The 24,821-nt window shown below is 67.8% G+C and carries 19 protein-coding genes and 1 pseudogene; 12 read left to right on the top strand and 8 right to left on the bottom strand.

Annotation, left to right across the window (positions count from 1 at the left end; genetic code table 11):
- Nucleotides 1–49: 49 nt before the first annotated feature.
- The 3 genes from D0Y85_RS19355 to D0Y85_RS19365 form a co-directional block, all read right to left on the bottom strand.
- Nucleotides 50–1,405: a Gfo/Idh/MocA family oxidoreductase gene (locus tag D0Y85_RS19355; protein WP_117311663.1), complete on the bottom strand. Its 1,356-nt coding sequence runs from the start codon at nucleotides 1,403–1,405 to the stop codon at nucleotides 50–52.
- Nucleotides 1,406–1,469: 64 nt separating this feature from the next.
- The gene (locus D0Y85_RS19360) at nucleotides 1,470–4,445 is read right to left on the bottom strand and encodes a TonB-dependent receptor (protein WP_117311664.1); all 2,976 of its coding nucleotides are present in this window, start codon (nucleotides 4,443–4,445) and stop codon (nucleotides 1,470–1,472) included.
- A 132-nt stretch (nucleotides 4,446–4,577) separates the two neighbouring features.
- Nucleotides 4,578–7,937 carry a TIM-barrel domain-containing protein gene (locus tag D0Y85_RS19365; RefSeq protein WP_117311665.1) on the bottom strand — a complete coding sequence of 1,120 codons (3,360 nt, stop codon included), beginning with the start codon at nucleotides 7,935–7,937 and terminating at the stop codon, nucleotides 4,578–4,580.
- Nucleotides 7,938–8,258: 321 nt separating this feature from the next.
- Between D0Y85_RS19365 and D0Y85_RS19370 the strand changes: the two genes are divergently transcribed.
- From D0Y85_RS19370 to D0Y85_RS19395, 6 genes are all read left to right on the top strand, one after another.
- Nucleotides 8,259–9,413: an SIS domain-containing protein gene (locus D0Y85_RS19370; RefSeq protein WP_117311666.1), complete on the top strand. Its 1,155-nt coding sequence runs from the start codon at nucleotides 8,259–8,261 to the stop codon at nucleotides 9,411–9,413.
- On the top strand, nucleotides 9,406–10,344 hold the full coding sequence (locus D0Y85_RS19375; RefSeq protein WP_117311667.1) for an ROK family protein: 939 nt from the start codon (nucleotides 9,406–9,408) through the stop codon (nucleotides 10,342–10,344). The genes D0Y85_RS19370 and D0Y85_RS19375 overlap by 8 nt, the downstream gene beginning before the upstream one ends.
- Nucleotides 10,345–10,360: 16 nt before the next feature.
- Nucleotides 10,361–11,695: a D-tagatose-bisphosphate aldolase, class II, non-catalytic subunit gene (locus tag D0Y85_RS19380; RefSeq protein ID WP_117311668.1), complete on the top strand. Its 1,335-nt coding sequence runs from the start codon at nucleotides 10,361–10,363 to the stop codon at nucleotides 11,693–11,695.
- 33 nt (nucleotides 11,696–11,728) lie between these two features.
- Complete coding sequence (locus D0Y85_RS19385) at nucleotides 11,729–12,505, top strand: DeoR family transcriptional regulator (protein WP_049465791.1); 777 nt, start codon at nucleotides 11,729–11,731, stop codon at nucleotides 12,503–12,505.
- Complete coding sequence (nagA, locus tag D0Y85_RS19390; protein WP_117311669.1) at nucleotides 12,502–13,617, top strand: N-acetylglucosamine-6-phosphate deacetylase; 1,116 nt, start codon at nucleotides 12,502–12,504, stop codon at nucleotides 13,615–13,617. Before D0Y85_RS19385 ends, nagA begins: the two co-directional genes overlap by 4 nt.
- A gap of 89 nt (nucleotides 13,618–13,706) precedes the next feature.
- Entirely contained in the window at nucleotides 13,707–15,518 is a 1,812-nt protein-coding gene (locus tag D0Y85_RS19395; protein ID WP_117311670.1) for an MFS transporter, read from the top strand.
- 1 nt (nucleotide 15,519) lies between these two features.
- Here D0Y85_RS19395 and D0Y85_RS19400 read toward each other — a convergent pair whose 3' ends face one another.
- The 3 genes from D0Y85_RS19400 to D0Y85_RS19410 are packed head-to-tail and all read right to left on the bottom strand — an operon-like array spanning nucleotide 15,520 to nucleotide 17,319.
- Entirely contained in the window at nucleotides 15,520–16,014 is a 495-nt protein-coding gene (locus tag D0Y85_RS19400) for a hypothetical protein (RefSeq protein ID WP_162887711.1), read from the bottom strand.
- Complete coding sequence (locus D0Y85_RS19405; protein ID WP_117311671.1) at nucleotides 16,014–16,565, bottom strand: DUF308 domain-containing protein; 552 nt, start codon at nucleotides 16,563–16,565, stop codon at nucleotides 16,014–16,016. Before D0Y85_RS19405 ends, D0Y85_RS19400 begins: the two co-directional genes overlap by 1 nt.
- Nucleotides 16,566–16,623: 58 nt before the next feature.
- Nucleotides 16,624–17,319 carry a ComF family protein gene (locus tag D0Y85_RS19410; protein ID WP_117311672.1) on the bottom strand — a complete coding sequence of 232 codons (696 nt, stop codon included), beginning with the start codon at nucleotides 17,317–17,319 and terminating at the stop codon, nucleotides 16,624–16,626.
- A gap of 164 nt (nucleotides 17,320–17,483) precedes the next feature.
- On the opposite strand from D0Y85_RS19410, the gene D0Y85_RS19415 reads away from it, so the two are divergent.
- The 6 genes and pseudogenes from D0Y85_RS19415 to bioC all read left to right on the top strand — a co-directional run bounded on the left by D0Y85_RS19415 (nucleotide 17,484) and on the right by bioC (nucleotide 23,129).
- Entirely contained in the window at nucleotides 17,484–17,906 is a 423-nt protein-coding gene (locus D0Y85_RS19415) for an H-NS histone family protein (RefSeq protein WP_100462080.1), read from the top strand.
- Nucleotides 17,907–18,291: 385 nt separating this feature from the next.
- Nucleotides 18,292–19,335, top strand: a complete 1,044-nt coding sequence (gene bioB / locus D0Y85_RS19420) for a biotin synthase BioB (RefSeq protein WP_117311673.1) — start codon at nucleotides 18,292–18,294, stop codon at nucleotides 19,333–19,335.
- Nucleotides 19,336–19,402: 67 nt separating this feature from the next.
- Entirely contained in the window at nucleotides 19,403–20,626 is a 1,224-nt protein-coding gene (gene bioF / locus D0Y85_RS19425) for an 8-amino-7-oxononanoate synthase (protein ID WP_117311674.1), read from the top strand.
- Nucleotides 20,627–20,644: 18 nt separating this feature from the next.
- The gene (gene bioH, locus D0Y85_RS19430) at nucleotides 20,645–21,424 is read left to right on the top strand and encodes a pimeloyl-ACP methyl ester esterase BioH (protein WP_059065511.1); all 780 of its coding nucleotides are present in this window, start codon (nucleotides 20,645–20,647) and stop codon (nucleotides 21,422–21,424) included.
- Nucleotides 21,425–21,453: 29 nt separating this feature from the next.
- The gene (locus D0Y85_RS19435) at nucleotides 21,454–22,233 is read left to right on the top strand and encodes an SDR family oxidoreductase (protein WP_117311675.1); all 780 of its coding nucleotides are present in this window, start codon (nucleotides 21,454–21,456) and stop codon (nucleotides 22,231–22,233) included.
- 12 nt (nucleotides 22,234–22,245) lie between these two features.
- Nucleotides 22,246–23,129: pseudogene (gene bioC, locus D0Y85_RS19440) on the top strand (malonyl-ACP O-methyltransferase BioC).
- 90 nt (nucleotides 23,130–23,219) lie between these two features.
- Here the strand turns inward: bioC and D0Y85_RS19445 are convergent.
- Both D0Y85_RS19445 and D0Y85_RS19450 read right to left on the bottom strand, forming a co-directional pair.
- Complete coding sequence (locus tag D0Y85_RS19445) at nucleotides 23,220–23,852, bottom strand: YdcF family protein (protein ID WP_117311676.1); 633 nt, start codon at nucleotides 23,850–23,852, stop codon at nucleotides 23,220–23,222.
- The gene (locus D0Y85_RS19450; RefSeq protein ID WP_117311677.1) at nucleotides 23,849–24,811 is read right to left on the bottom strand and encodes a pyridoxal-phosphate dependent enzyme; all 963 of its coding nucleotides are present in this window, start codon (nucleotides 24,809–24,811) and stop codon (nucleotides 23,849–23,851) included. Before D0Y85_RS19450 ends, D0Y85_RS19445 begins: the two co-directional genes overlap by 4 nt.
- Between the last annotated feature and the right edge of the window lie 10 nt (nucleotides 24,812–24,821).

Here is a 24,821-nt window from a genome sequence, read left to right on the forward strand (position 1 = left end):
TGCGGGCAGCAACGCCGGGCATGGCCCGGCGCTACCGTTGGTGTACAGGTCAGTACTTGCCGTCGAAGGCGAAGATCGGCTTGCGCTTCTGCCACAGGCCCGCCGTGAAGTCCGGGAACTCCAGCGTCTGGAAACTGTTGGCGATCGACTGCTCGCTCAACGGGGTAATCGCGCTCCACGTCACTGCGTCGTAGATGTCGATCGGCATCGGCGCCTTGGCCTTCAGCGCTTCCACGAACGCATGGATCACGAACCAGTCCATGCCGCCATGGCCGGCGCTGGCAGCGGTGTCGGCATTCTGCTTCCACAGCGGATGTTCGTACTGGTCCTGGTACTTCTTGAACTCTTCCCACTGGTGCGGTGGGCTGCGGCCTTCGATGTGGATCGAATGGTTCACGTCCATCCACAGGCCCTTGGTGCCCTGCACGCGGAAACCCATCGAATACGGGCGCGGCAGCGAGGTGTCGTGCTGCAGCAGGATGGTCTCGCCGTTCTCGCAGGCCAGCGTGGTGGTGACGATGTCGCCGAGCTTGAACTTCACCCTGGTGCTCGGATGGGTGGTGCCGCCGCTCTTGGCTACGGTGTATTCGTGCAGGCCACGCGCCTTGGTGGCGAATGCGTTGATGTGGGTGAAACGGTTGCCGCGGTTGATGCCGGTATACATCGCGCACGGGCCGATGCCGTGGCTGGGGTAGAGCTCACCATTGCGCTCCACCGAGTGTTCGGTGCGCCAGCGTGCTTCGCTCCAGCCCTTGGGGCCGAACTCGACGCCGCTGTCGTAGGGCTGGTTCGGGTCGCCGGAGTTGAACTTCACCCCGCGCAGGTCGTGCTGGTAACCGGCCTGCAGGTGCACCAGTTCGCCGAACAGACCCTGCCGCACCATCTGCAGGGCCGCCATCACGTCACGGCGGTAACAGACGTTTTCCAGCAGCATGTACGGGGTGCCGGTGCTCAGCTGGGTCTTCAGCACGTCCCAGTGGTCCTGCAGGGTGATGCCGGCCACCACTTCGCAGCCCACGGCCACGCCGGCCTGCATCGCGGCAATGGCCATCGGTGCGTGGTACTCCCACGGCGTGGCGATGATCACGCCATCGATGCCCTTCTGCTCCAGCAGGCGTTTCCACGCGTTGATGTCGCGGTCCTGGCCGTAGGTCTTCGGCGCGGGCTTGCCCGCCTTGCTGACCATCTCCACGGCGCGGCCAAGCATGATCGGCTCGATATCGCACAGGGCAACGACCTCCACGTCGTCGCGGCGCACCAGTTCCTTCAGCAGCACCAGGCCACGCATGCCGGTACCGATCACGGCCAGGCGTACCTTGCGGCCACGTGCCCATGCCGGGGTCTGCGGCAGCAGGCTGCTGGCGGCGACAGCGGCGCTGGCCGCGATGAATTCCCTACGCTTCATGGCAAACACTCTCCTCTTGAAGGCGCGCCAGCCTTGGCCGGCGCGCCTGGTCACGCAAACGGAATTACTTGAACCGGTAGCCGATGGTCACACTGTAACCACGACCGAAGATGGTGGCGTAGTCACTGGAGTCACCCAGGAAGCTGTTGGGATCGTAGAACGGCAGGCGGTTGAACAGGTTCTTGACGGTGAAGCTCAGGTTCCACGCATCGTCCGGGCGCCAGGTGACGCTCATGTTGGCGGTCCACCACGACGGTGCACCATCGCATTTGCTCTTTTCCAGGGCCAGGTAACCGCCGGTGCAGGTTTCCTTGTTGTTGTCCTCTTCGTCGATCTGATCGGTGGCCCACTTGGTGCCGCCCACGTAGTTGACGAACATGCTGGTGGTGACCTGCTTGTAGGTCCAGTCGGCATTCAGCGTCGCGCGCAGGCGCGGGTTGTTGTAGTAGCCCACCACGTCGCCGTAGTACCAGCCGTTCTGTTCATCCATGTAGAAGCGGTTGCGGTTGGCGATGGTGGCGGCCAGGCCGATGTTCAGCCCGCCCCACTCACCCAGCGAGAAACGGCTGCGCGCATCGATGTCGAAGCCATCGATCAGGGTCTTGCCGCGGTTCTTGTACTGGCCCACCACGCTGGCCACGTTGCCGGCCGAGTAGCCCGGCAGCGTTCCCGGGCAGCTCACACCGCTGGCCGGGTCGGCGCACATCGCCGCCAGCTGCGCCAGGTTGGCGCGGTCGCTGTCGGTGATCGGCGAGCGGGTGGACGAGATGATGTCCTCGGCGCGGCGGTAGTCCGGGGCAACGATTTCGTTGTCGCGGTAGATGAACCAGTAGTCGGCCGACACCGACAGCCAGGTGGCCGGCTCGTAGACGAAGCCCAGCGTGGCGATCTTCGCCTTCTCCGGCTTCAGGTCCTGGTTCGGCTGGGTCATGCGGGCCACGGTGCGGCTGCAGTCCACGTTGAGCAGGCTCTTGCCCAGGTCGACATCGCCGCCGCGCTGCGATTTCAGCAGCAGGTTGGCGATGGCGTTGGTCTCGGCGCAGCGCAGTTCATCACGGTAGCCGCCCAGCTGCGCGTACACGCCGCCGTTGCCGGACTCGGCCAGGCTGGGGGCGCGGAAGCCGGTGGAATAGGTACCGCGCAGCATCAGCTGGTCGAATGCCTGGTACTTGAAGCCGATCTTCGGCGCGACGTTGGCGCTGAAGTTCGGGTACTTGTCCACGCGCACGGCCGCATCCAGCTCCAGCTTCTCGGTGATCGGTGCCACCGTTTCAGCAAACAGCGCATAGGTGTTGCGCGCGCCATCGAACCACGAGCCACCCTGCTGGGTGATCAGGCCGGCGGCCGCGTCGGCGTTGCCGGGGGTGTAGAAGGTTTCGCGGCTGGCGTTGAAACCGAACGCGGCGCGCATGTCACCGGCCGGCAGCTGGAAAAGCGGGCCTTCGATCTTGCCGTCCAGGGTATGCAGGCGCGTCCACGACTGGATGTCGAAGGTCGGGAACGCTTCGCGGATCAGCGCGGCGTTGGCCTCGCTGATCTGGCCGAACTTGTACGCCGGATGATCGGAGATGATCACACGGCCCGTGCCCGGGTCGATGCTGTAAGGACCGAAGGCCTTCTCGAAGCCCTTCACGTTGACGTTGATCGTCTGGTAGGTGGTCGAGTGCGTGCCGGCGGTGGCGAACGCGGTCTCCCAGTTCCAGTCACCAAAGTTGCCACGCGCGCCGGTCAGCACGCGGTAGCTCTTGTCGGTGTTGCGCTGGCCGAAGTAGTTGGCGCCGGCATCCTGCAGCAGATACTGCAGGCCGACCACGCCACCCATCATGGCCTTCAGCTCGGGGCTGGCGTGGTTGTACTCGTTGTTCGGGCCCAGGAACGGATACAGGAACTGGTTGACGTTGTTGCCGGTATCGCGCGAGAACCAGCTGGTCGGGTTGCCGGTGGTGGTGCCATAGCTGCGCGGGGTACCGCCGTTGGCACGCAGGTCGATATCGGTATAGGTGGCCTCGGCGAAGATCTCGGTGCTGTCGCCCACCAGGAAGGTGCCGTTGAGGTAGGCGGTGTTGCGTTCGGATTTGGCGCCGGCGTCGATCTCGTTGTTCATCCAGGTTTCCCAGACGCAACGCGGGCCGGCCGCTTCAGTGGTCAGCACGTTCCTGCAGCCCGGCGCGGCTTCCTGCACGCGGCGGCCGGTGACCGGATCGAACGCGAAATAGCTGCCCGGGTTGAACTCACCCGGCTTGCTGCCCACGCCCAGGCGCAGGTTGTTCAGGTAGTTGGGGTTGTTGACGTAGTACTGGTCCGGGCGCTTGTCATAGAAGTCGGCCAGCGGAATCGCGTCGCGGCGGTACATGTTCACCGCGCCGTAGATGTTGAAGCGGTTCTCGGTGAGGTCACCGAAGCCGGCGGTGATGCTGGCCTGGCGCTCGCCGTAGGAATCGATGCGCGAGGAGGTGTCGTTGGTGAAGCTGATCTCCGCGCCCTGGAAGTTGCGCTTGGTGATCACGTTGATCACGCCGGCCACTGCGTCGGTGCCGTACACGGCCGAGGCGCCGTCGGTCAGCACTTCCATGCGTTCGATGGCGGCGGCGGGAATCGCGTCGATGTTGACGAACTGGGTCTGGAAGCCCGCCGGCGCACCGTAGTACGACAGGCGACGGCCATTCAACAGCACCAGCGTGCCCTGTGCGCCGAGGCCGCGCAGGTTGGCCTGCGACGCGCCGTCGGAGCCGGTGAACAGCGAGCGCGAATCCTGCTGCGCTGGCCGGGCGGCCGGCAGGTTGTCGAGTACCTGCAGCAGCGTGCGCGCACCCATGTTCTGGATGTCCTGCTTGCTGATCACCTGCACCGGCGAGGCGGTTTCAACGTCGGTGCGGCGGATGTTGGAACCGGTGACCTCGATGCGGGCCAGGTCGGTGGCCTTGTCCTTGCTCTCCTGGGCGAAGGCAGGAACGGCGACCGACAGCAGCACGCCGGCGATGGCCAGCGACAACGGTGCGATCGAACGACAGGGGGGGCGGTGGTGGCGGGCGGGCAACATCGGGGTTCTCTCCTGGCAGGGGTGCGGCGCGAATGGTGGATCGGCGGGCAAAACGCTCCCGGGCCACGGCTCCCACCGTCGTGGTGAAGCCGTAGTCGGAATGGGCGGGGGAGGAGCGGTGTTACGTGGCGGTCATGGGGCGACGATGCTGGCGGAGTCGCCCTCCTGTCCGATCAGCACGGCGTTGGCCCAGTTGGCACAGACCTGTGCGGGTTGGCTGCCCTGCGCACCCAGCGTGCGCAGGCTCAGGGTGGAAAGGCCACGGATGTCCAGCTCCGGCTTGACCACGCCGGGCGCCTTCACCAGGCCACTGTCATACAGCAGGCGGTTGTCGCCCCAGACCTGGAACTGCAGGCCACCGGCCGTGCGGCAGGCGTCGTCAATGCCGAGGTCGGCACGCAGCAGGCGCCAGCCCCCCTGCAGGCGCAGGTCGATGCGGCTGTTGGCGGACACGCCCAGGCCGCGGCGGAACTGCAGGCCGTTCATGCGCATGCCGGCGTCGCCGCTGAACGCCTTGTCGGCGTGCACCTGGCTGGCCAGCGCGGCCGGCACCGGCAGCTCGGAGAGATAGCGCTGCCGGGCCGGTCGCTCCGGTTCCTGGTGTTCGAGGATGTGGAAGGTGGACAGCGCAATCGGGCCGACGTCGCGCGGTTGCAGCGCGTCGAAGGCACGCGCACTGCCCTGTGCAGCGGTCACCATCGGATCGGTGCTGGAGGCACCGTCACCTTCGGGGTTCTGCACGCTCAACACGCGGAAGCGCAGCAGGCGGCCGGCGTGGGCCGGGAAGTCGATGCGCTGCGTGCCTTCCTTCAGCTGCAGGTGGCCGCGGGCAATCGGTTCACCCCACTCGCCATTGCTGTCGCCCAGGTACACCTCGTAGTCGCGCACCTGGCCGTGCTTCCAGTTCTTGTCGTTGCGCGGCGCGATGTCGATGCCATCGATCATCTTCCGTTCGCCGAAACCGATCACCCACTCATGGGCACCGGTGCGCACGGCCTGGTTGCGCACGCTGCGGAACCAGGTGGCCGGATCATCATCGAAGGCATTTTCCAGCGCATGGCCGGGTTCTTCGGCCGGGCGGTTGACCACCAGCAGGCTGTCGGCCGGCAGTTCGCGGCCCAGCACCGGTGCGGCCGGATAGGCATCGTCGGCGGCCGCTGCGGTGACGGCGAAGTCCAGCTGCAGCTGCAGCGGCTGGCGGATGTCCTGCGCCGCGGTGCGTACATGCAGGGTGCCGCGACGCTCCTTGGCATCGAAGTACCAGCCCTCGCTGGCGTTGTTGAATGCGGTCGCGTCGGCCAGCGCCGGCAGCGCGCGGCCAGCGGCCTGCACCGCGCGCGGCGCCTGCCGGCTGAGCACGCGCAGGCCATAGCGGCGCTGTGCCAGCTGGCCGTTGTACTGGCCCTGCACCGCATCGACCTGCACCTGCACCGGGCCACTGCCCTGTGCCGGCGCCTGCACACTGATCCGCTGCGTGCTCGATTCGCCCTGCTGGTAGCGGCGGGTGTTGCCGTCATCTTCGTACAGCGTGTACTGAGAATCACCCTGCGGGTACAGGTCGAAGGTCACTTCATCGAGCGGTTTCTCGCCGTCGAACAGCATCGACGGGTACATCGGCAGGATCGCACCGGCACGCACGAACACCGGCAGCGTGGCCAGGTCCACCTGGCGGTCCAGCTGGCGGCCATCGGCGGCGGCCTGCACGCGGCGGCCATCCCAGTAGTCGATCCAGCCGCCGGCGGGCAGGTGGATGTCGCGGCGCCAACCACGGCTGGCAGCCTGGCTGCGGTACACCGGTGCAACCAGCAGGTCGCGGCCGAGCAGGAACTGGTACTTGTAGGTTTCATCCTGCGCGTGCGGATCGCGCGGGTTGTCCCACATCAGGCCACGCACCGGCGGTGCACCGGTCTGCGCAGCCTCATGCACCAGCCCATACATGTACGGGGTCAGGCGCATCTTCAACTTCAGGTAATCGCGGTTGATGCTGCGGTAGGGCTCGTCGTACCACCACGGGTGCTTGCGCGCATTCGACGACCAGCCGCTCATGCCCATCAGCACCGGGGTGAACGCCTTCCACTGCAGGTCGCGGGTGAAGGTCTCGGCGCTGCCGCCGAAGATCGCGTCCACATCGCCGCTGGCGTAGGCCATGCCGGAAAGGCCCGAACCCACCAGGGTCGGCACATGCCAGCGGATGTAGTCCCAGCTGCTGCTCTGGTCGCCGGTCCACGCCACGGCATAGCGCTGGATGCCGGCCCAGCCCATCACCGTCCACAGGAACGGGCGCGAATCGGAATTGTCGAGGATGCCGTTGAATGCTTGGCGGTTGGCATCCATCGCGAACTGGTAGCCCTTGCCGGTCCAGGCCACGTCCAGTTTCTGCACGCGGCTGCCGGCCTTGCCCACTTCCCAGGCGATCTTGTCGACGCCGTTCTCGGTCCACAGGCCGGTGCGGAAGCCGTACCCGGCCAGGCCCTTCACCGTCTCCGGCAACTGCTTGTAGCCGCAGCCATAGCCATCGTTGGGCAGGATCCAGCCGCCGGGCATGTCGTTGGCCCGGTACTGCTTGGCCACGCTGTTGATCACATCGGGGGTGGTGCCAGTCGGGCCGTCGCTCCAGCCCTCGGGCACGGTGCCGGGCTTCTTGCTGTTGTCGCCGTCGTTGTAGCAATCGGCATCGCCGTAGGACAGCGCCCAGCGCGCGACCATGTTCGGGCGGCCGGTCAGCTGGGTGTAGCGCTCGATCAGCTTCGGCAGGTCAGCGCCAACGAAGTAGTACGCATCGAAGCGGTCTTCGCGATGCAGCAGGGTGGCCTGGTCGCTCTGCCGCAGGTCGTAGCTGCCATCGCTCCACGTATTGCGCAGCATGCCCCAGCCACGGCTGCTCAGCAGCATCGGTGCCGGGCTCGGGCGATCCCCCTCTTCCCAGCCGCCGGAGTACGAGACGTCCAGTTCGCGGCCCTTGAACTGGTAGCGGCCGTTCTGCTGGCCACCGCCGTAATAGCCTTCATCGGCCTGCGAGGACAGCACCTGCACGCTCTGCGCGGCATCCAGGTCCAGCGGCTGCAGTTCCTGCCACAGCGCGGTGGGCTGGCCGTTGTCCAGGCGCTCCAGGCGCAGGCGCAACGGCTGCCGCTGCACATGCAGCACGAGTGCAGCGGTACGCACGCGGATCTCCTGCGCGTCTTCTTCCAGCTGTGCCTGCACGTTGGCCTTGGGCTGCGGCAGCACGATCGGCGCGGCCTTGTCACCGGCGCCGGTCAGCTTGCCGTTGCGGCCGGCCTGTACGCGGATGATGTCGGTGGCCGGCAGTTCAATGCGGATGCGCGTGCCGTTGTCGGTCTGCAGGTCCCAGCCATTTACACCGTCGGTGCTGGCACTGGCGCTGACCGAGCGCAGGTTGCCGACCGGCGCGGCCTGGGCCGACAGGGACGCCGACAGCAGTGCCGGCAACAGGGCCAGCAGCAGTGGCGAACGACGAACGCAGATTTCCACACGGACTCCCAACCCGTTCACCGGGCGTTTCGAAAGCGGTTGGGCCGACTCTAGGGCAGCGATTCGAAAGATGTCAACAAATTGAAAGGAAAAAGGAAGATATATTTAGATGAAACGAAAGTTGTTGCGGCGCAATACTTTGTGTAACCGCTTGCAGGCGCCTGTTAAGCATTGTGCGATACGGCATCCGGCGGTTTCTTTCGTTTCCGGAGTGATGCCGCACGAGGAAAGTCATCACCGCGATATCTTTCTTTTTACTTTCGGTATTTGACATTTCGAAAGAAAACGCAGATGGTGCGCTGGCCCAACTGGAACCTCCGAATGGACGTCACCCTGCTTTCCGATGTGTCCGCCTGGCAGCGCCGCGGCGGAGCCGATACCGCTACCGAAATCGCCCAGCAGCCGGCGCTGTGGGAAGCCCTTGCACAGGATCTGTCGCGTGCCCGCGACCGCCTGCAGGCCTTCCTCGGCGACAGCCTCAACGACCCGAACCAGCGCGTGCTGTTCACCGGCGCCGGCAGTTCCGGCTTCATCGCTGAAATGGTGGCCGATGCCATCAACGCGCAGTGGTCGGCCGAGGTGCGCGTGGTGCATACCACCAGCCTGCTCACCCATCCTGCGCTGTACCTGCAGCGCGATCGTCCGACCCTGCTGGTGTCGTTCGGCCGCAGCGGCTCCAGCCCCGAAAGCGTTGCCGCCGTCGACCGCGTGCGCAGTGACGTGGACGACGCGCGCTTCCTGGACATCACCTGCAATGCCGAGGGCGAGCTGGCCCGCCGTGGCGCCGGCCGTGCCGACACCTGCACCCTGCTGATGCCGTCGGCCAGCTGCGACCGTGCATTCGCCATGACCAGCAGCCTGACCTGCATGCTGCTGGCGGCATTGACCGTGTTCGACCGTTCGCCGTGGGATGCGCGCATCGCGCGCCTGCAGCAGATTGCCGGTCTGGCCCGCGAAGGCCAGGCGCAATGGGATGCAGCTGTGGCCGCGCTGGCGCAGCGCCCGTTCAACCGGGTCATCTACCTTGGCAGCGGCCCGCTGGAAGCACTGGCGCGCGAGGCTGCGCTGAAGGTGCTGGAGCTCACCGCCGGCCGCGTGCTGGCGCTGGCCAACACCCCGCTCGGCTTCCGCCATGGACCGAAGTCCACGCTGGACGGCAGCACCCTGGTGGTCGTGCTGCGCAGCGTGCAGCCGCTGGCGCGCCGCTATGAGCAGGACCTGCTGGAAGAACTGCGCCGCGACGGCGTGGCCGGCCAGGTGCTGTCGATCGGCCCGCATTCGGATATCGGCGCCGACGATGACTACACCCTCACCGTGCCTGCCCTGGATGACCCGTGGCTGGCGCCGGTGTGGCTGGGCTTTGCGCAGCTGTACGCGCTGCAGCGTTCGGCCGCACTCGGCCTGACCCCCGACAATCCGTTCCCGGACGGCACCGTCAACCGCGTGGTCAAGGGTGTCACCATCCACCATGGCTGAACTGATCGCCAACGCCTGCTACGGCATCGACATCGGCGGCACCAAGATCGAGCTGGTGGTGTGCGATGCGGCGATGCAGGTCACCTGGCGCCGCCGCGTGGCTACCCCGCAGGGCGACTACGACGGCTTCCTGCAGGCGGTGGTGACATTGGTTGCTGAAGCCGATGCTGCGCTGGGTCGCAGCGATGCAGCCATCGGCATCGCCCTGCCCGGCGTGCGTGATCGTCGCAACGGCCGCCAGCTCAGCGCCAATGTGCCTGCGCTGACCGGTCAATGCGTGGCGGCTGATCTGCAGGCACGCTTGCAGCGCCCGCTGCATTTCGGCAACGACCTGCAGTGTTTTGCGCTCTCCGAGGCGCACGGTGGCGCCGCCGATGGCTATCCCAGCATGTTCGGCGCCATCCTCGGCACCGGTGCCGGGGGCGGCTTCTGCCTGCAGGGGCGCCTGCTGTCCGGCTTCAACGGCCTGGCCGGCGAATGGGGCCACTGGAGCGTGCCGGGTCACCTGCTGCAGCGTCATGGCCTGCCGCTCATCGATTGCGCCTGTGGCCTGCAAGGCTGCGTGGAGCGCTACGTGTCCGGCAGTGGCCTGGCGATGATCGAGCGCCACCTCGGTGGCAGCGCTGCCGATGCCAGCGCGGTGGTCGCCCTGGCCGAGGCCGGCGATGCACGTGCACGGCAGGCACTGGACATCCATCGCGACCTGCTTGGCCACAGCCTGGCCGCCCTGGTGCTGGCACTGGACCCGCACGTGATCGTGCTCGGTGGCGGCCTGTCCCAGTACGCACCGCTGTACCAGCTGTTGCCGGCGGCCATCGCCGCGCATCTGTTCAACGGCGTGCAGGTGCCGCCCATCGTGCCGCCGCGCTTCGGCGATGCCGGTGGTGCACGCGGTGCCGCCCTGCTGGCCTGCCAACCCTCGTTTTCCTGATGTCCGGAGCTTGACCATGTCCCCGTTGCAGACCCTGCTTGCCTCCCACCGCGCCGGCCACAACGTCGGCCTGTACAGCGTCTGCTGCAGCAACGAACAGGTGCTGCGCGCGGCCATGCACGTGGCGTTGGCGCACGATACCGTGCTGCTGATCGAAGCCACCTCCAACCAGGTCGACCAGTTCGGCGGCTACACCGGCATGACCCCGCCGCAATACCGCGACTACGTCGGCACCCTGGCCGATGAGGAAGGCTTCCCGCGCGAGCGCTTGATCCTCGGCGGTGACCACCTTGGCCCGAACGCCTGGCAGAAGCGCCCGGCCGCCGAAGCGATGACCCATGCGCGCGTGCTGATCGAGGCCTACGTCGCCGCGGGTTTCCACAAGATCCACCTGGACTGCAGCATGTCCTGCGCCGATGACCCGGTGCCGCTGCCCGATGCCATCGTTGCTGCACGTTCGGCCGAGCTGGCCGAGATCGCCGAGCGCACCGCCGCCGAGCACGGCCTGCCGCCGCCGGTCTATGTCATCGGTACCGAAGTGCCGATTCCCGGTGGCGAAGCCTCGCTGGCCGGTGGCCTGCAGGTGACCACCCCGGCCGCCGCTGCGCAGACCCTGGCCATCCACCGGCAGGCCTTCGACACCCCGCTGCTGCGCGATGCATGGCAGCGTGTACTGGCCATGGTGGTGCAGCCGGGCGTGGACTTCGACCACAGCAGCGTGCACGAGTACGACGCGGCCGCCGCCAGCGAGCTGGCCGACTTCCTCGAACAGCAGCCGCGCATCGTGTTCGAAGCACATTCGACCGACTACCAGCGCGAAAGCGGCCTGCATGCGCTGGTGCGCGACCATTTCGCCATCCTCAAGGTCGGCCCCGCGGCCACCTTCGCCTACCGCGAAGCGCTGTTCGCACTCGCTGCCATCGAAGCCGAGCTGCTGCCGGCCGCGCAGTGCTCGCGCCTGCCGCAGGTGCTGGACGAGGTGATGGTGGCGCAGCCGAAGTCCTGGCAGTCCTATTACCAGGGCGACGAAGCGACCCTGCGCCTGCTGCGCAGCTATTCCTTCAGCGACCGCTGCCGCTACTACTGGGGCGAGCCGGCGCTGGTGCAGGCCGTGCACACCCTGTTCGCCAACCTGGAACAGCACGCGCCGCCGCTGGTGCTGCTCAGCCAGTACCTGCCGGAGCAGTACCGCGCCGTGCGCGAGGGCACCCTGGCCAATACGCCTGCCGCCCTGGTGCAGCATCGCATCGGCCTGTGCCTGGGCGAATACGCCCGCGCCTGCAGCGCCAACCAGGCTGGAACCCGCAAGCACAACGCAAGTCCGGCTGCCGCCGATCTTGCGAACGGCTAATCTCTACCTTTCCCTGCGAAACCGAGAATGGCCATGCGCAACACCCGCTCCCGCCGGCAACAGATCCTGCAGCTGCTGATCGAGCACGGCTCGGTGCAGGTGGCCGATCTGGTCGAGCGCTTCGGCGTGTCGGCGGTGACCATCCGTGCCGACCTGACCCACTTCGAATCGCAGGGGCTGGCCACGCGTACCCACGGCGGTGCCACCCTGGTGCGAACGCCGCCGCAGGAACAGGACATCCATGAAAAGGATGCGCTGAACCTGCCGCTGAAGGACTCCATCGGCACGGCGGCCGCGCGCCTGGTGCAGGCCGGTGACAACATCATCATCGACTCCGGCTCCACCACGATGACCCTGGCCCGCCACCTGCGCGGACACCGCGATGTGACGGTGATGACCAACGGCCTGAACATCGCCTGGGAACTGGCCAACGCCGCCGGCATCACCGTTCTGCTGACCGGCGGACTGCTGCGCCAGCAATCGCTGTCGCTGCAGGGCAGCCAGGCCGAAGCCAGCCTCAACTCCTACAGCTTCGACACGCTGTTCCTGGGCGTGGATGGCCTGGACCTGCAGTTCGGCCTGACCACCCACGACGAAGCCGAAGCCCGCCTCAACCACCGCATGGTCGAACGCGCGCGGCGCATCGTGGTGCTCACCGACGCCTCCAAATTCGGACGCGTCAGCCTGCACCGCATCGCCCGCCTCGATCAGATCCACGCCATCATCACCGACGCCGGGATCGACGACGCGACCCGCGAGGGGCTGCAGCGGCTGGGCATCGAAGTGATCATCGCCGAGCCCCCCGCATGACCGACACCCGCTCCCTGCACGGCCGCATCCTCACCCCGTTGGGCTGGCGTCGCGGCCAGGTCCAGTTCGATTCACACGTGCGCCAGCTGCAGGTAGATGACCACAGCGGCGGCGATGACCCGCAACTGTCGGTGATCCTGCCCGGCTTCATCGACCTGCACGTGCATGGCGCGGCCGGCGTCGACCTGATGCAGGGCGGCGACGTGGCCCGCACCATCGCCCGCACCCATGCGCGCTTTGGTACCACCACGCTGCTGGCAACCACCATGACCGCTGGCCTGGACGAAATCGAATACGCGCTGCAGGGCGTTGCGGCAACGATGGCAGCGCCCGATGCCGATGCCGCCTGCATCGCCGGTGTGCACCTGGAAGGCCCCTTCATCAGCCCGCAGCGGCTGGGCGCACAACCCAATCGTACGATCGAGGCGACGATGGCGCTGGTGCGGCAGCTGCACGCGCTGGCACCGATCCGGGTGATGACGCTGGCGCCGGAGATCGGCGAGCACACCGCACTGATCCCCGCGCTGTCCGCACTCGGCATCCGCGTGCAGCTCGGCCACAGTGCCGGCACCTACGAGGAAGGCGTGGCCGCATTGCAGGCCGGCGCTTCCGGTTTCACCCATCTGTTCAACGGCATGACCGGCGTCGACCACTACCGGCCGGGCATCGCCGCCGCTGCCCTGGCGCATGCGCAGTACGCCGAGATCATTCCCGACCTGCAGCACATCCATCCCGGCGTGATCCGTCTGGCCGCACGCGCGATTCCGCGCCTGTATGCGGTAACCGACGCGACGGCCGCCACCGGCATGCCCGATGGCGAGTACGCACTGGGCGAGCAGCGCGTACACAAGTGCGGCGGCTGCGTGCGCCTGGCCACCGGCTCGCTGGCCGGCAGCGCGCTGACCATGGACCAGGCGCTGCGCAACCTGGTGCAGGTGGGATTGGATCTGGCTGACGCATCGCAGCGCGTTTCCACCTTCCCGGCCGATTACCTGGGCTTGAGCGATCGCGGCCGCATTGCGCCCGACGCCCGCGCCGACCTGGTGGTACTGGATGCGGAACTGCGCCTGCAGAAAGTGGTGGTAGGCGGTCGATTGATCGATCTGGACTGACACACGCCATGCGGCCCGGATGCCGCACTCAAGGCGCGCAAGCGCATTGCATCAGCCACGCACCCTCCCGTTAGTCCAGGAACGAGCCGATGACCGCAGCCACTGCACCTGCCGTACCCGCTTCCACCGCCCCGCGCTGGCCCGTACGTTACCTGCTCTTCATCGGTGGCCTCGGTGGCCTGCTGTACGGCATCGACATCGGCATCATCGCCGGCGCCCTGCCCTATCTTGAAGCCACCGCCAGCCACGCCTGGCAGCTCAGCAGCCAGCAGCTCGGCTTCGTCGTCGCTGCGGTGCTGCTGGGCAGCGTGCTGTCCTCACTGTTCGCCGGCATGATCGCCGACCTCATCGGCCGCCGTGGCGCGATGCTGCTGGCCGGCGTGCTGTTCACCGCCAGCATCCCGATCATGGCGCTGGCGTCGGGTTACACCCCGCTGCTGCTGGGCCGCCTGTTGCAGGGTGTCAGCGGCGGCCTGATCGGCGTGGTCATTCCCCTGTACCTGGCCGAAGTGCTCAGCCCGGAACGACGCGGCCGCGGCGCGGCGATGTTCCAGCTGCTGCTGACCGTCGGCCTGGTGCTGGCCGCGTTGATCGGCCTGTACCACGCCCATGCCGTGGACGCCGCCGCAGAGTCGGTGCGCTCGCTGCCGGTCGCACAGCAGGCGCAGGAGCTGTTCACGGTGAAGGACCACGCCTGGCGCACCATCTTCTGGACCTGCCTGGCACCGGGCCTGCTGTTCTGCGCCGGCATCTTCTGGCTGTCCGAATCACCGCGCTGGCTGGTGCGTCGTGGCCGCATCGATGATGCGCGCCGCAGCCTGCAGCGCGTGCTGCCCGCTGCCGACATCGAGCCCACCCTGGCGCAGATCCAGGCTCCGGAATCGAGCAGCAGCAGCGGCAAGCGTGACCCGCTGCTCAGCCGCCGCTACGTAGTGCCGTTCGTGTTGGCCTGCGTGGTGCTGGCCTGCACCCAGGCCACCGGCATCAACTCGGTGCTGGCCTATGCGGTCAACATCCTCAACCAGGCAGGCCTGTCCGGCTCGGTGGCCAACGGCGCCGACGTGGCGATCAAGCTGCTCAACGCGGTGATGACCGTGGTCGCGCTGCTGCTGGTCGACCGCAAGGGTCGCAAGTTCCTGCTGATGCTGGGCAGTGGCGGCATCTGCGTGGCCCTGCTGGCCGCAGCAACGCTGTTCTTCCAGGCCGAACGGGGCCGCGTCGACGTGCAGCCGCACCTGCAGGCCGCAGTAAGTGGAGATGGCCTGCAACTGGTACTGGATGACGCGCAGTGGCAGCGGCTTGCCGGTGGCATCGACCGCGAGGGCCGGCCACTGCAGCTGACCGTGTCCTACGCCTATGGCGACTTCACCAACGTGCGCGCGCTGCGCAGCGACAACCTGACCGACCGCGAGCTGCGTATCGAGCGCGCCGGCACCGTGCAGCCGGACAGCGTCATCGGCGCGTTCTTCCGCACGATGCACCTCAATCCGTTCGCCGACCCGGCCAGCGCCGTGCAGGCACCGCTGCGCATCGAACAGGCCCGTATCGGCCCGATTCCGCCGCCCGCGCATGGCTGGGCCGTCGCTGCCTGCATCCTGGTATTCGTGGCGTTCTTCGCGGTTGGCCCAGGCGTGTGCGTGTGGCTGGCGCTGTCCGAACTGATGCCCAACCGCATCCGCTCCAACGGCATGAGCATCGCGCTGCTGATCAACCAGTTCGTGTCCACCACCATTGCCGCCATCTTCCTGCCGACGGTGGGACACTACGGCTACGCCAGCATGTTCCTGTTCTGGGCGGGCTGCACGTTCGTGTTCTTCCTGGTGGCCGCATTCTGGCTGCCGGAAACCAAGGGGCGCTCGCTGGAAGAGATCGAAGCCGGGTTTGCAGGAAAGCAGCGCTGATTCAGCGCTGCTGTGGCGGCGCAGGGCCGCCGTGCACGATGTAGCGCGCCATGTCGTGCACTTCGGCCACGCTCATGTTGGTACCGGCCACCTGCATGGACTCGCCAAAAGGGCCCGCGATGGTGGCCACGGACAGCACGTGGTCATCGACGGTAAGCGCCACCTGCTTGCCCACCAGGGCCTCGGTCGCGTGCAGCAACCGGCCGGCGGACTCCTTGCGGAATGTCAGTTCCAGTACGGGTTGGTGCGCGGCGTCCAACGCCGCTCGCACGTCGACGATATCGGCACTGGTGAGCATCGGCGGCGCTTTCACGGCGATGCTGCGCCCTTGCCACTGCAGGGTAGCGCGGCCATCGGGATCGACCTCACGCATCTGCACCTGCACCCCCTCCCGCGGCGGATGCCGTGTCTCCGCCGGAAGCAGCCGGTTGCAGCCCGCCAGCAGCACCACCGCGAGGCCGCCGCCGAGCAGCGCCCCTCTGTTCCAGGCCCGCATCAGCGCAGCTTCCTCAGCTTGAACGCCACCAGCACCTGCAGCACGCCGTACAGCAGGCTGCCGATGCCGATCCACAGCGTGGTCACCGCCACGCCTGCATAGGGGTTGGCCGCGAACAGCAGGCCCAGCACGATGGCCAGCACGCCGCTGAGAATCAGCAACCACTCACCCTGGATCTGCCTGCGCACGCGGATGGCGAAGACGATGCGATAGATGCCTGCCACCAGCAGCCATGCCGCCAGCAACAGCACCAGCACGCTGGCGGTGGCCAGCGGATTGATCACCGCCAGGATGCCGAAGCCCAGCGAGGCGACCACGTACAGCAGCAGCCAGCCACGCGAGGCGCCGCTGCCGCCAGTGATCAGCGCCAACAGGCTGATGACGCCCTCCACGATCGCCATCACGCCCAGCGTCCACGCCAGCGCGATGGCCGCTGACATCGGCCAGCCGATCGCGATGACGCCGAAGCCCAGCGCGACCAGACCGTACAGCAGCAGGATCCACCAGCTGCGTCCTACGGCCGACAACAAGGGAGACAAAGGGGAATTCATGACCACTCCTTCGATCCGGGTAGGTGATCATCCTAGCCCCTGGGGATGAAACGGGCGATCACGGCACCCGCGCGCAGACCCATGCACGTACTTCTTCAGCCCCCACCAGCCGCAGCGTTTCTGCAATCTCCAGCACGGTACTGCCGGTGGTCATCACGTCGTCGACGATGGTCAGCCGCGCCGGCACGGCGCCGCGCACATCGAAGGCGTCGAACAGGTTGTCGCGGCGCTGCTCGGCGCTGCGTTCGGACTGCGGTGCGGTATGGCGACGACGATACAGCCCGCGCCACATTGGCAGGCGCAGCAGCCGGCACAACTCGGCTGCCTGATCGTACCCGCGCTGGCGCAGTCGCTTTCCGTGCAATGGCACGGGTACCAGTGGCGCGCACGACCATGGCGGCGGGTTGCGCAGCATCAACTGCGCAAGCAGGCGTCCGGCAGCCAGGTCCTGGTGGAATTTGTAGCGGACCAGCAGCTGGTCGACCGGCGGCAGGTACAACAGACTGGCGTGGGTAGCGGTCTGCGACGGCGGCTCGTCACGGCAGGTGCCACAGATGGGCAGGGCTTCGTCCGGTAGCGGCAGCGCGCAGCGAAGGCAGGCGCGGCCCGCCCACGGTAGATCGGCGAGACAGGCGACGCAGAGGTCCAGGGTGTCGTGGCCGGGCTCGCTGCAGACCAGGCAGCGCAGGGGCAGCAGCAGGCGAAAGGCGGCCTGCAACGGTTCGCCAAGCGTAAAGGTTGTTGGGATGCGCATGCCGCAGCTTCACCCCGCAGGTGGATGCTGCCCATCGGCGAAGCAAGCACATGCGCGTAGGTGAACGGCGCGCTCCGCGCCTGGCCATTTGCGGCCGGCAGTGGCGGGTTGGGTGAATCGTCCGCTGCTTGACAGGCTGCCGCGATGTCAGGACCCTTCGCGGCATGAAAATCGACGTCGAACACCTGAGCCTGCGCGAACTGAACGCCCTTGTGACTGCGGCCGAGCAGCGGCGGGCGCTGGTCGCCAGCCGCCGCCCGGCGGCCGTTGTCCGACGCAAGCTGATCGCCTTCGCCGCGCAATGCGGCTACACGATCGAGGAACTGATCGGCACCGCGCCCGCCGAGACCACGGCGCCGGCCCGCAAACGAGGCACGCGGCGCAAGCTGGGCAAGGTGGCGCCCAAGTACCGCGATCCGGACAACAAACGCAACACCTGGTCCGGCCGTGGCCGGATGCCGCGCTGGCTTGCCGAGAAGACCCGGCATGGCCGCAGCCCTGCCGATTTCCTGATTCCCGGCCTCGGCCGGTCGGACGCCAGCAAGACCCGTACGATCGGCCAGCGAACCGTCTTCAAGCAAAGCTGACCCGGCACACTTCGCTGCAGCGCTCGACCAGCGCACACACCCTGCGTAGATCACACCTGGAATTCCCGGCTGACGGCCGGGGTCCAGCGACATCGCTGTGCCCACGACACGGGCAACGTTGCGGAACTGACCGTCACACCGGGAAAGCTGCTGCTGATCGATCCACGCGATGTCCTTATCGGTCAGCGCCGCGATGCGATGCCGCTCTTCTTCGCGATGCGTGTCCATGCGGATTCTCACCGCCCGGGCGTCGCGGCGAACGTGGCGCCATCGCCTTTGATCCGGGCGATGGCGCACTGTAAACTGCCGTTTCGTTACTTGGGTTGACAGTGTTTGCGGCCCCACCCAAACTGCGCCCTCGCTCCAGCCCTTCCAAGGTCCCGCCATGGCAACCGCCATCCGCCACGACTGGCACCACGACGAACTGCAGGCGCTGTTCGACCTGCCTTTCCCGGAACTGCTGTTCCGCGCCGCCGCCGTCCACCGCGAGCACTTCGACCCGGCCCAGGTGCAGGTCTCCACGCTGTTGTCGGTGAAGACCGGTGGCTGCCCGGAAGACTGCGCGTACTGCCCGCAGGCGCAGCGCTACAGCACCGGGGTCAACGCACAGAAACTGATGGACACCGATGCGGTGCTGGCCAGGGCCCGCCAAGCCAAAGCGGCCGGTGCCTCGCGTTTCTGCATGGGTGCAGCGTGGCGTTCGCCGAAGGACCGCGACATCCCCAAGGTGGCGGCAATGATCGCCGGGGTGAAAGCGCTGGGCCTGGAAACCTGCGCCACGCTGGGCATGCTCAGTGGCGAGCAGGCGCGCGCGTTGAAGGACGCCGGCCTGGACTACTACAACCACAACCTCGATACCGCGCCGGACTACTACGAGTCGATCATCCACACCCGGCAGTACCAGGATCGCCTGGATACGCTGGGCCATGTCCGTGATGCGGGGTTGAAGACCTGCTGCGGCGGCATCGTTGGCATGGGCGAAACGCGCGCGCAGCGGGTCGGCCTGCTGCTGGCGCTGGCCACCTTGCCGGCGCATCCCGATTCGGTGCCGATCAACAAGCTGGTGCAGGTGGCCGGCACGCCGCTGCATGGCAGTGCCGAGCTGGACCCGTTCGAGTTCGTGCGCATGATCGCTGTGGCCCGCATCGCCATGCCGCGTTCGATGGTGCGGCTGTCGGCCGGCCGCGAGGCGATGAGTGATGAGCTGCAGGCGCTGTGCTTCCTGGCCGGCGCTAACTCCATCTTCCATGGCGACAAGCTGCTGACCACCGGCAACCCGGAGAGCGAGCGCGACATGGCCCTGTTCGCACGCCTGGGCCTGCAGCCGATGGCGGTGCAGGTGGACGCCGACGGTCATGACCATGTCGGCACCGTGCATGCCGATATCAGCGCCGATGCCCCCGGCTGCGGCTGCGCCCACGCGGCCTGAGCCGGCGGCCAAGCAGGCGTCGCGGCAACGCGCTACCCTAGCCGCCCCGTCGCCGCATCCAGCCGCCATGGCACGCCCCGACCTGACCGCCCGCCTCCAAGCCCAGCGCGCGTTGCGCGATGCACAAGGCCGTCGCCGCCCGCGGCGCACGGTCACCCGTCGCGATGGTGTGCGCCTGGAAGTCGATGGGCGCTGGCTGACGGGCTTCTGCAGCAACGATTACCTGGGCCTGGCCCAGCAGTTCAGCGTGGTCAACGCACTGCAGGATGCCGCCGCGCGCGAAGGTGCCGGTGCCGGTGCTTCGCACCTGGTCTGCGGCCACCACGCGCTGCACGACGCATTGGAACGCGAAGTGGCCGAGTGGCTCGGTTACCCGCGTGCCTTGCTGTTCGGCAGTGGCTTCACCGCCAACCTGGCCGTGCAGCAGGCGCTGCTGGGCGAAGAGAACGATGTCTGCGTGCAGGACAAGCTCAACCACGCCAGTCTGCTCGATGCCACCCGGCTGGCCGGCGCGCGCCTGCGCCGCTACCCGCACCTGGACGCGGAAGGTGCGATGCGCCAGCTCAAGCATGCGCCCGATGGCGCAGCGATGCTGGCCACCGACGGCGTCTTCAGCATGGATGGCGATATCGCGCCGCTGCGTGCGCTGTCGCTGGTCGCGCGCCTGCAGCAGGCGCTGTTCTACGTGGACGATGCGCATGGCGTGGGCGTGCTCGGCGATGGTCGTGGCGCGGTCGCCACCGCCGGCCTGGACGTGGACGATGTGCCGCTGCAGCTGGTCACCCTGGGCAAGGCGCTCGGCGGTTCCGGCGCGCTGGTGCTCGGCCGCGAAGACCTGATCGAGCACCTGGCCGAAACCGCACGCCCCTACATCTACACCACCGCCATGGCGCCGGCGCTGGCGGCATCCGCACTGGAAGCGGTGCGCCTGGCCCGCCGCGATCATTGGCGGCGGGCGAAGCTGTCCGATCTGATTGCCCTGTTCCGCAGCGAAGCGCGACGTCATGGGCTGGATCTGATGGCATCGGAAACGCCGATCCAGCCGCTGTTGTGTGGCGACGACCACACTGCCATGGCGATGTCGCAGGCGCTGGAACAGGCCGGCTGGCTGGTCGGCGCGATCCGCCCACCGACCGTGCCGGAAGGCAAGGCGCGCCTGCGCGTCACCTTGTCCGCGCTGCACACCACCGAGCAGGTACGCGGCCTGGTCGAAGCCATCGCCGTTGCACGCGACCGCGTGGCCTTTGCCGCGCGTGAAGTGCTGCCGCCGTCGTTGCCGGCGCTGGCCTGAGTGATCGTGTAGTTCCCCATGCATATTGAAGTGACCGGCCATGGGCCGGACCTGGTACTGATCCACGGCTGGGCCCTGCAGGGCGGCGTGTTTGCGCCGCTGGTGCAGCGCCTGGCCGATCGATTCACGCTGCATCTGGTCGACCTGCCCGGCCATGGCCACAGCCGCGATGACAGCACCCCGCTGCGCCTGCCGTTCGTGGTCAACGCCATTGCCGCGGCCACGCCGCCGGCGGTGTGGTGCGGCTGGTCACTGGGCGGCCTGTTCGCGCTGCACGCGGCGGCCACGCTGCCGAAGGTGCGTGGTCTGGCGATGATCGCCGCCACGCCGCGCTTCGTGCGCGGTGATGACTGGCCGCATGCGGTGGAGCCCTCGGTATTCGAGCAGTTCGGTCGTGACCTCGCGCAGGACTTCAGTGGCACCCTGGAACGTTTCCTGGCACTGGACGTGATGGGTTCGGCGCATGCCCGCGAGGAACTGCGCACCCTGCGCCAGCGCCTGGTCGAACGCGGAGCGCCCACCGAACGCGCACTGCACGAGGGCCTGCAGCTGCTGGAGAACACCGACCTGCGCGGTGCCCTGCCCGCACTGGGCAAGCCCAGCCTGTGGATTGCCGGCCAGCGTGACCGTCTGGTCTCGCCGGCGGCGATGCAGGCCGCTGCCGCGCTGGCGCCCGGCGGGCAGTCGCTGACCGTCGGCCATGGCGGCCACGCGCCCTTCCTCGGCCATGCCGATGACGTTGCAGCCGCCCTGCAACACTTCGTTGCCGGCCTGTCACCGGCCGATGGCGGACAATGAGCCTTCCTAAGCTTGTGCAGGACTGACGCATGGATCTGGGCATTTCCGGCCGCTGGGCACTGGTCTGCGGCGCCAGCAAGGGGCTTGGCCTGGGCTGCGCGCGCGCATTGGTGCGCGAAGGCGTGAACGTGGTCATCGTCGCCCGCGGTGACGCTGCACTGCAGGCCGCGGCTGAAGAACTGCGTACGCTGCCCGGTGCCGCTGAAGTGCGTGCGATCGCCGCCGACGTCACCACCGAGGCGGGCCGCGCCCAGGCGCTGGCCGCCTGCCCGCAGGTCGACATCCTGGTGACCAACGCCGGCGGTCCGCCGCCGGGCGACTTCCGCACGTTCGAGCGCGACGACTGGATCGCCGCGCTGGACGCCAACATGCTGGCACCGATCGCGCTGGTCCGCGCCACCGTGGACGCGATGATCGAACGCGGCTTCGGCCGCATCGTCAACATCACCTCGTCATCGGTGAAGGCACCCATCGACGCGCTGGCGCTGTCCAACGGCGCGCGCAGCGGCCTGACCGGCTTCGTCGCCGGGCTGGCGCGGCGCACCGTCGCCCACAACGTCACGATCAACAATCTGCTGCCCGGCCAGTTCGATACCGACCGCCTGCGCGCCAACTTCGCCCACGCCGCCGGCCAGGACGGGGACGTGCAGGCGGTGGCCGAACGCCGCCGCCAGCAGATCCCCGCCGGCCGCTTCGGCACGCCGGACGAATTCGGCGCCGCCTGCGCCTTCCTGTGCAGTGCACAGGCCGGTTACCTCACCGGGCAGAACCTGCTGATCGACGGCGGCGCCTACCCCGGTACGTTCTAAGAGACTTCTGCAATGCCGTCCCACTTCGATGCCCGCCATGTCCGCCGCGCCTTCGCCCGCGCCGCCTCCAGCTACGACGCTGCCGCCGCCCTGCAGCGCGAGGTGCAGTCGCGGCTGCTGGAATCGCTGGACTACCTGGAGGCACGCAAGCCGGCGGTGGTGCTGGATATCGGTGCCGGCACCGGCCATGCCAGTGCGCTGATGAAGAAGCGCTGGCCGAAGGCGCAGGTGATCGCGCTGGACGTGGCACTGCCGATGCTCGACCAGGCCAAGCGCCAGGCGGGCTGGTGGAAGCCGTTCCAACGCGTGGCCGCCGATGCCACGGCGCTGCCGTTGGCCGACAACAGCGTCGATGTGATCTTCAGCAACCTGTGCCTGCAGTGGGTGAACGACCTGCCGGCGGTGTTCGCCGGTTTCCGCCGCGTGCTCAAGCCCGGTGGGCTGCTGGTGTGTTCGACGTTCGGGCCGGAAACGCTGGTCGAGCTCAACGAGGCCTTCGCCGCCGCCGACGACCGCCCGCACGTGAGCCGCTTCGCGCAGATCGCCCAGTTCGGCGATGCGCTGATGATGGCCGGCTTCCGTGATCCGGTTCTGGACCGCGACCTGTTCACCCTGACCTACGACGACCTGCCCTCGTTGATGCGCGAGCTGCGCGCGATGGGCGCGACCAACGCACGGGTCGATCGCCGCCATACGTTGACCGGCCGGGGGCGGTTCGCGGCGGCAGCGGCAGCGTACGAACCGATGCGCCGTGCCGATGGCAAGCTGCCCAGCAGCTGGGAAGTGATCTACGCCCACGCCTGGGCGCCGGATCCGGGGCGCCGATCCGCGAAGGTGGGCATGACATTGCGTCCGTGCCGGTGTCGGCGATCCCGATCCGGCGCAAGCAGACCTGATTCGAAGGCGCCGCCGGGCATGGCCCGGCGCTACCAGGCGCGCGTTATGGGTAGCGCCGGGCCATGCCCGGTGAGCGCAGCGGCAGCCGCTCAGGTATTGGCCGGTGAACTCAACGGCGGCCGTACGAGGTCGCGGTGGAAGAAGTAGATCTCCTGCACCAGGAAGCGCCAGCTGGTATGGAAGCTGCGGAAGCGCGTGCTGGGCGTGGACGAGGCCAACGCCTGGATGCCCAGCGCCTTGCTCAGGCGCAGCGCGCGCGCCATGTGCAGCGGGTCGCTGACGATGATCACCGAATGCAGCTTGCGCTGGTCCATCAGCCGCTTGGCCTCGACCAGGTTCTGCACGGTATTGCGCGAGGCGGTCTCGATGAGGATCGCCTCATCGGGAATGCCGTGCTTGAGGGCATAGCGCCGGGCCACCTGCGATTCCGAGAAGCGCGCACCGGTGCCGCCGTAGCCTCCGGTAAAGATCAGCAGTGGCGCGTAGCCGGCGTCGTACAGATCCAGGCCGTGGCGGATGCGCTCTTCAAACACCGGCGAGGGCTTGGCATCGTAGGCCGCCGCACCCAGCACGATGATCGCGTCCGCCTTGGCCGCCTGGTCGCGCTCGCCGACCCAGACGATCCAGGCGGTCACGCCCAGCAGCCAGATCACCAGCAGTACGAACAACCGCCACACCCAACCGAACGGGCCGGTGCGTTCGCGATGGCGGCCACGGCTCATGGCGCTCCCCAACGCAGCGCAGGCAGATCGACATTGCCGCCGGACAGCACCAGTCCAACGCGCAGGCCGGCGAAGCGTGCAGGCTGAGCAAGCACCGCCGCCAGCACGATCGCCGAGGACGGCTCGACCACCTGCTTGAGCACGTCCCACAGCAGGCGCATCGCCGCCACGGTGGCGGCATCGTCAACCACGATGACCTCGGCGCCCGCGGCCTGCAGCAGCGCGAAGTTGGGTGCGCCGATCAGCGTGCGCAGTCCGTCGCAGATCGTGTCCGGGGTAAATGCCTCCTGGCGCTTGCCGGTCGCCAGCGAACGGGCGGTGTCGTCGGCACCGGCCGGCTCGGCCAGCACCAGCCGCGTACCCGGGCTGGCGTGCTGCAGGGCCAACGCAGTGCCACTGGCCAGGCCACCACCGCCCACCGGCACCACCAGCACGTCGAACGGCCCCTCGCTGTGCAGCAGCTCCAGCGCGGCCGTGCCCTGCCCGGCGATCACCGCGGGGTTGGTGTACGGATGGACCAGAGTGGCGCCGGTATCGGCCTGCACCTTGGTGCAGGTGGCCTCGCGGTCGGCAATGGTGGCCGGGCAACGCCAGAGGGTGGCGCCATGCCGGGCGATATTGGCCAGCTTGGCGGCCACAGCCCCTTCGGGCACCACCACATGGCAGGGAATGCCCCGTGTGCGCGCAGCCAGCGCCAAGGCGGCACCGTGATTGCCGGAGGAATGGGTCACCACACCGGCACCGGCGTGGTCGGCATGCAGCGACCACACCGCATTGCACGCACCGCGGAACTTGAACGCGCCGCCACGCTGCAGGTGCTCGGCCTTGAACGCCAGCTGCGCACCGGCCAACGCATCCAGCGTGCGCGAGCGCAGCACCGGGGTCACGCTGGCATGGGGCGCGATCCGCGCGGCGGCGGCGAGGACGTCATCAGCGCGGGGCAACAGTGAATCGCTCATGACGCAAGAT

The sequence above is a fragment of the Stenotrophomonas sp. G4 genome (assembly GCF_003428825.1).
GTDB lineage: Bacteria > Pseudomonadota > Gammaproteobacteria > Xanthomonadales > Xanthomonadaceae > Stenotrophomonas > Stenotrophomonas indicatrix.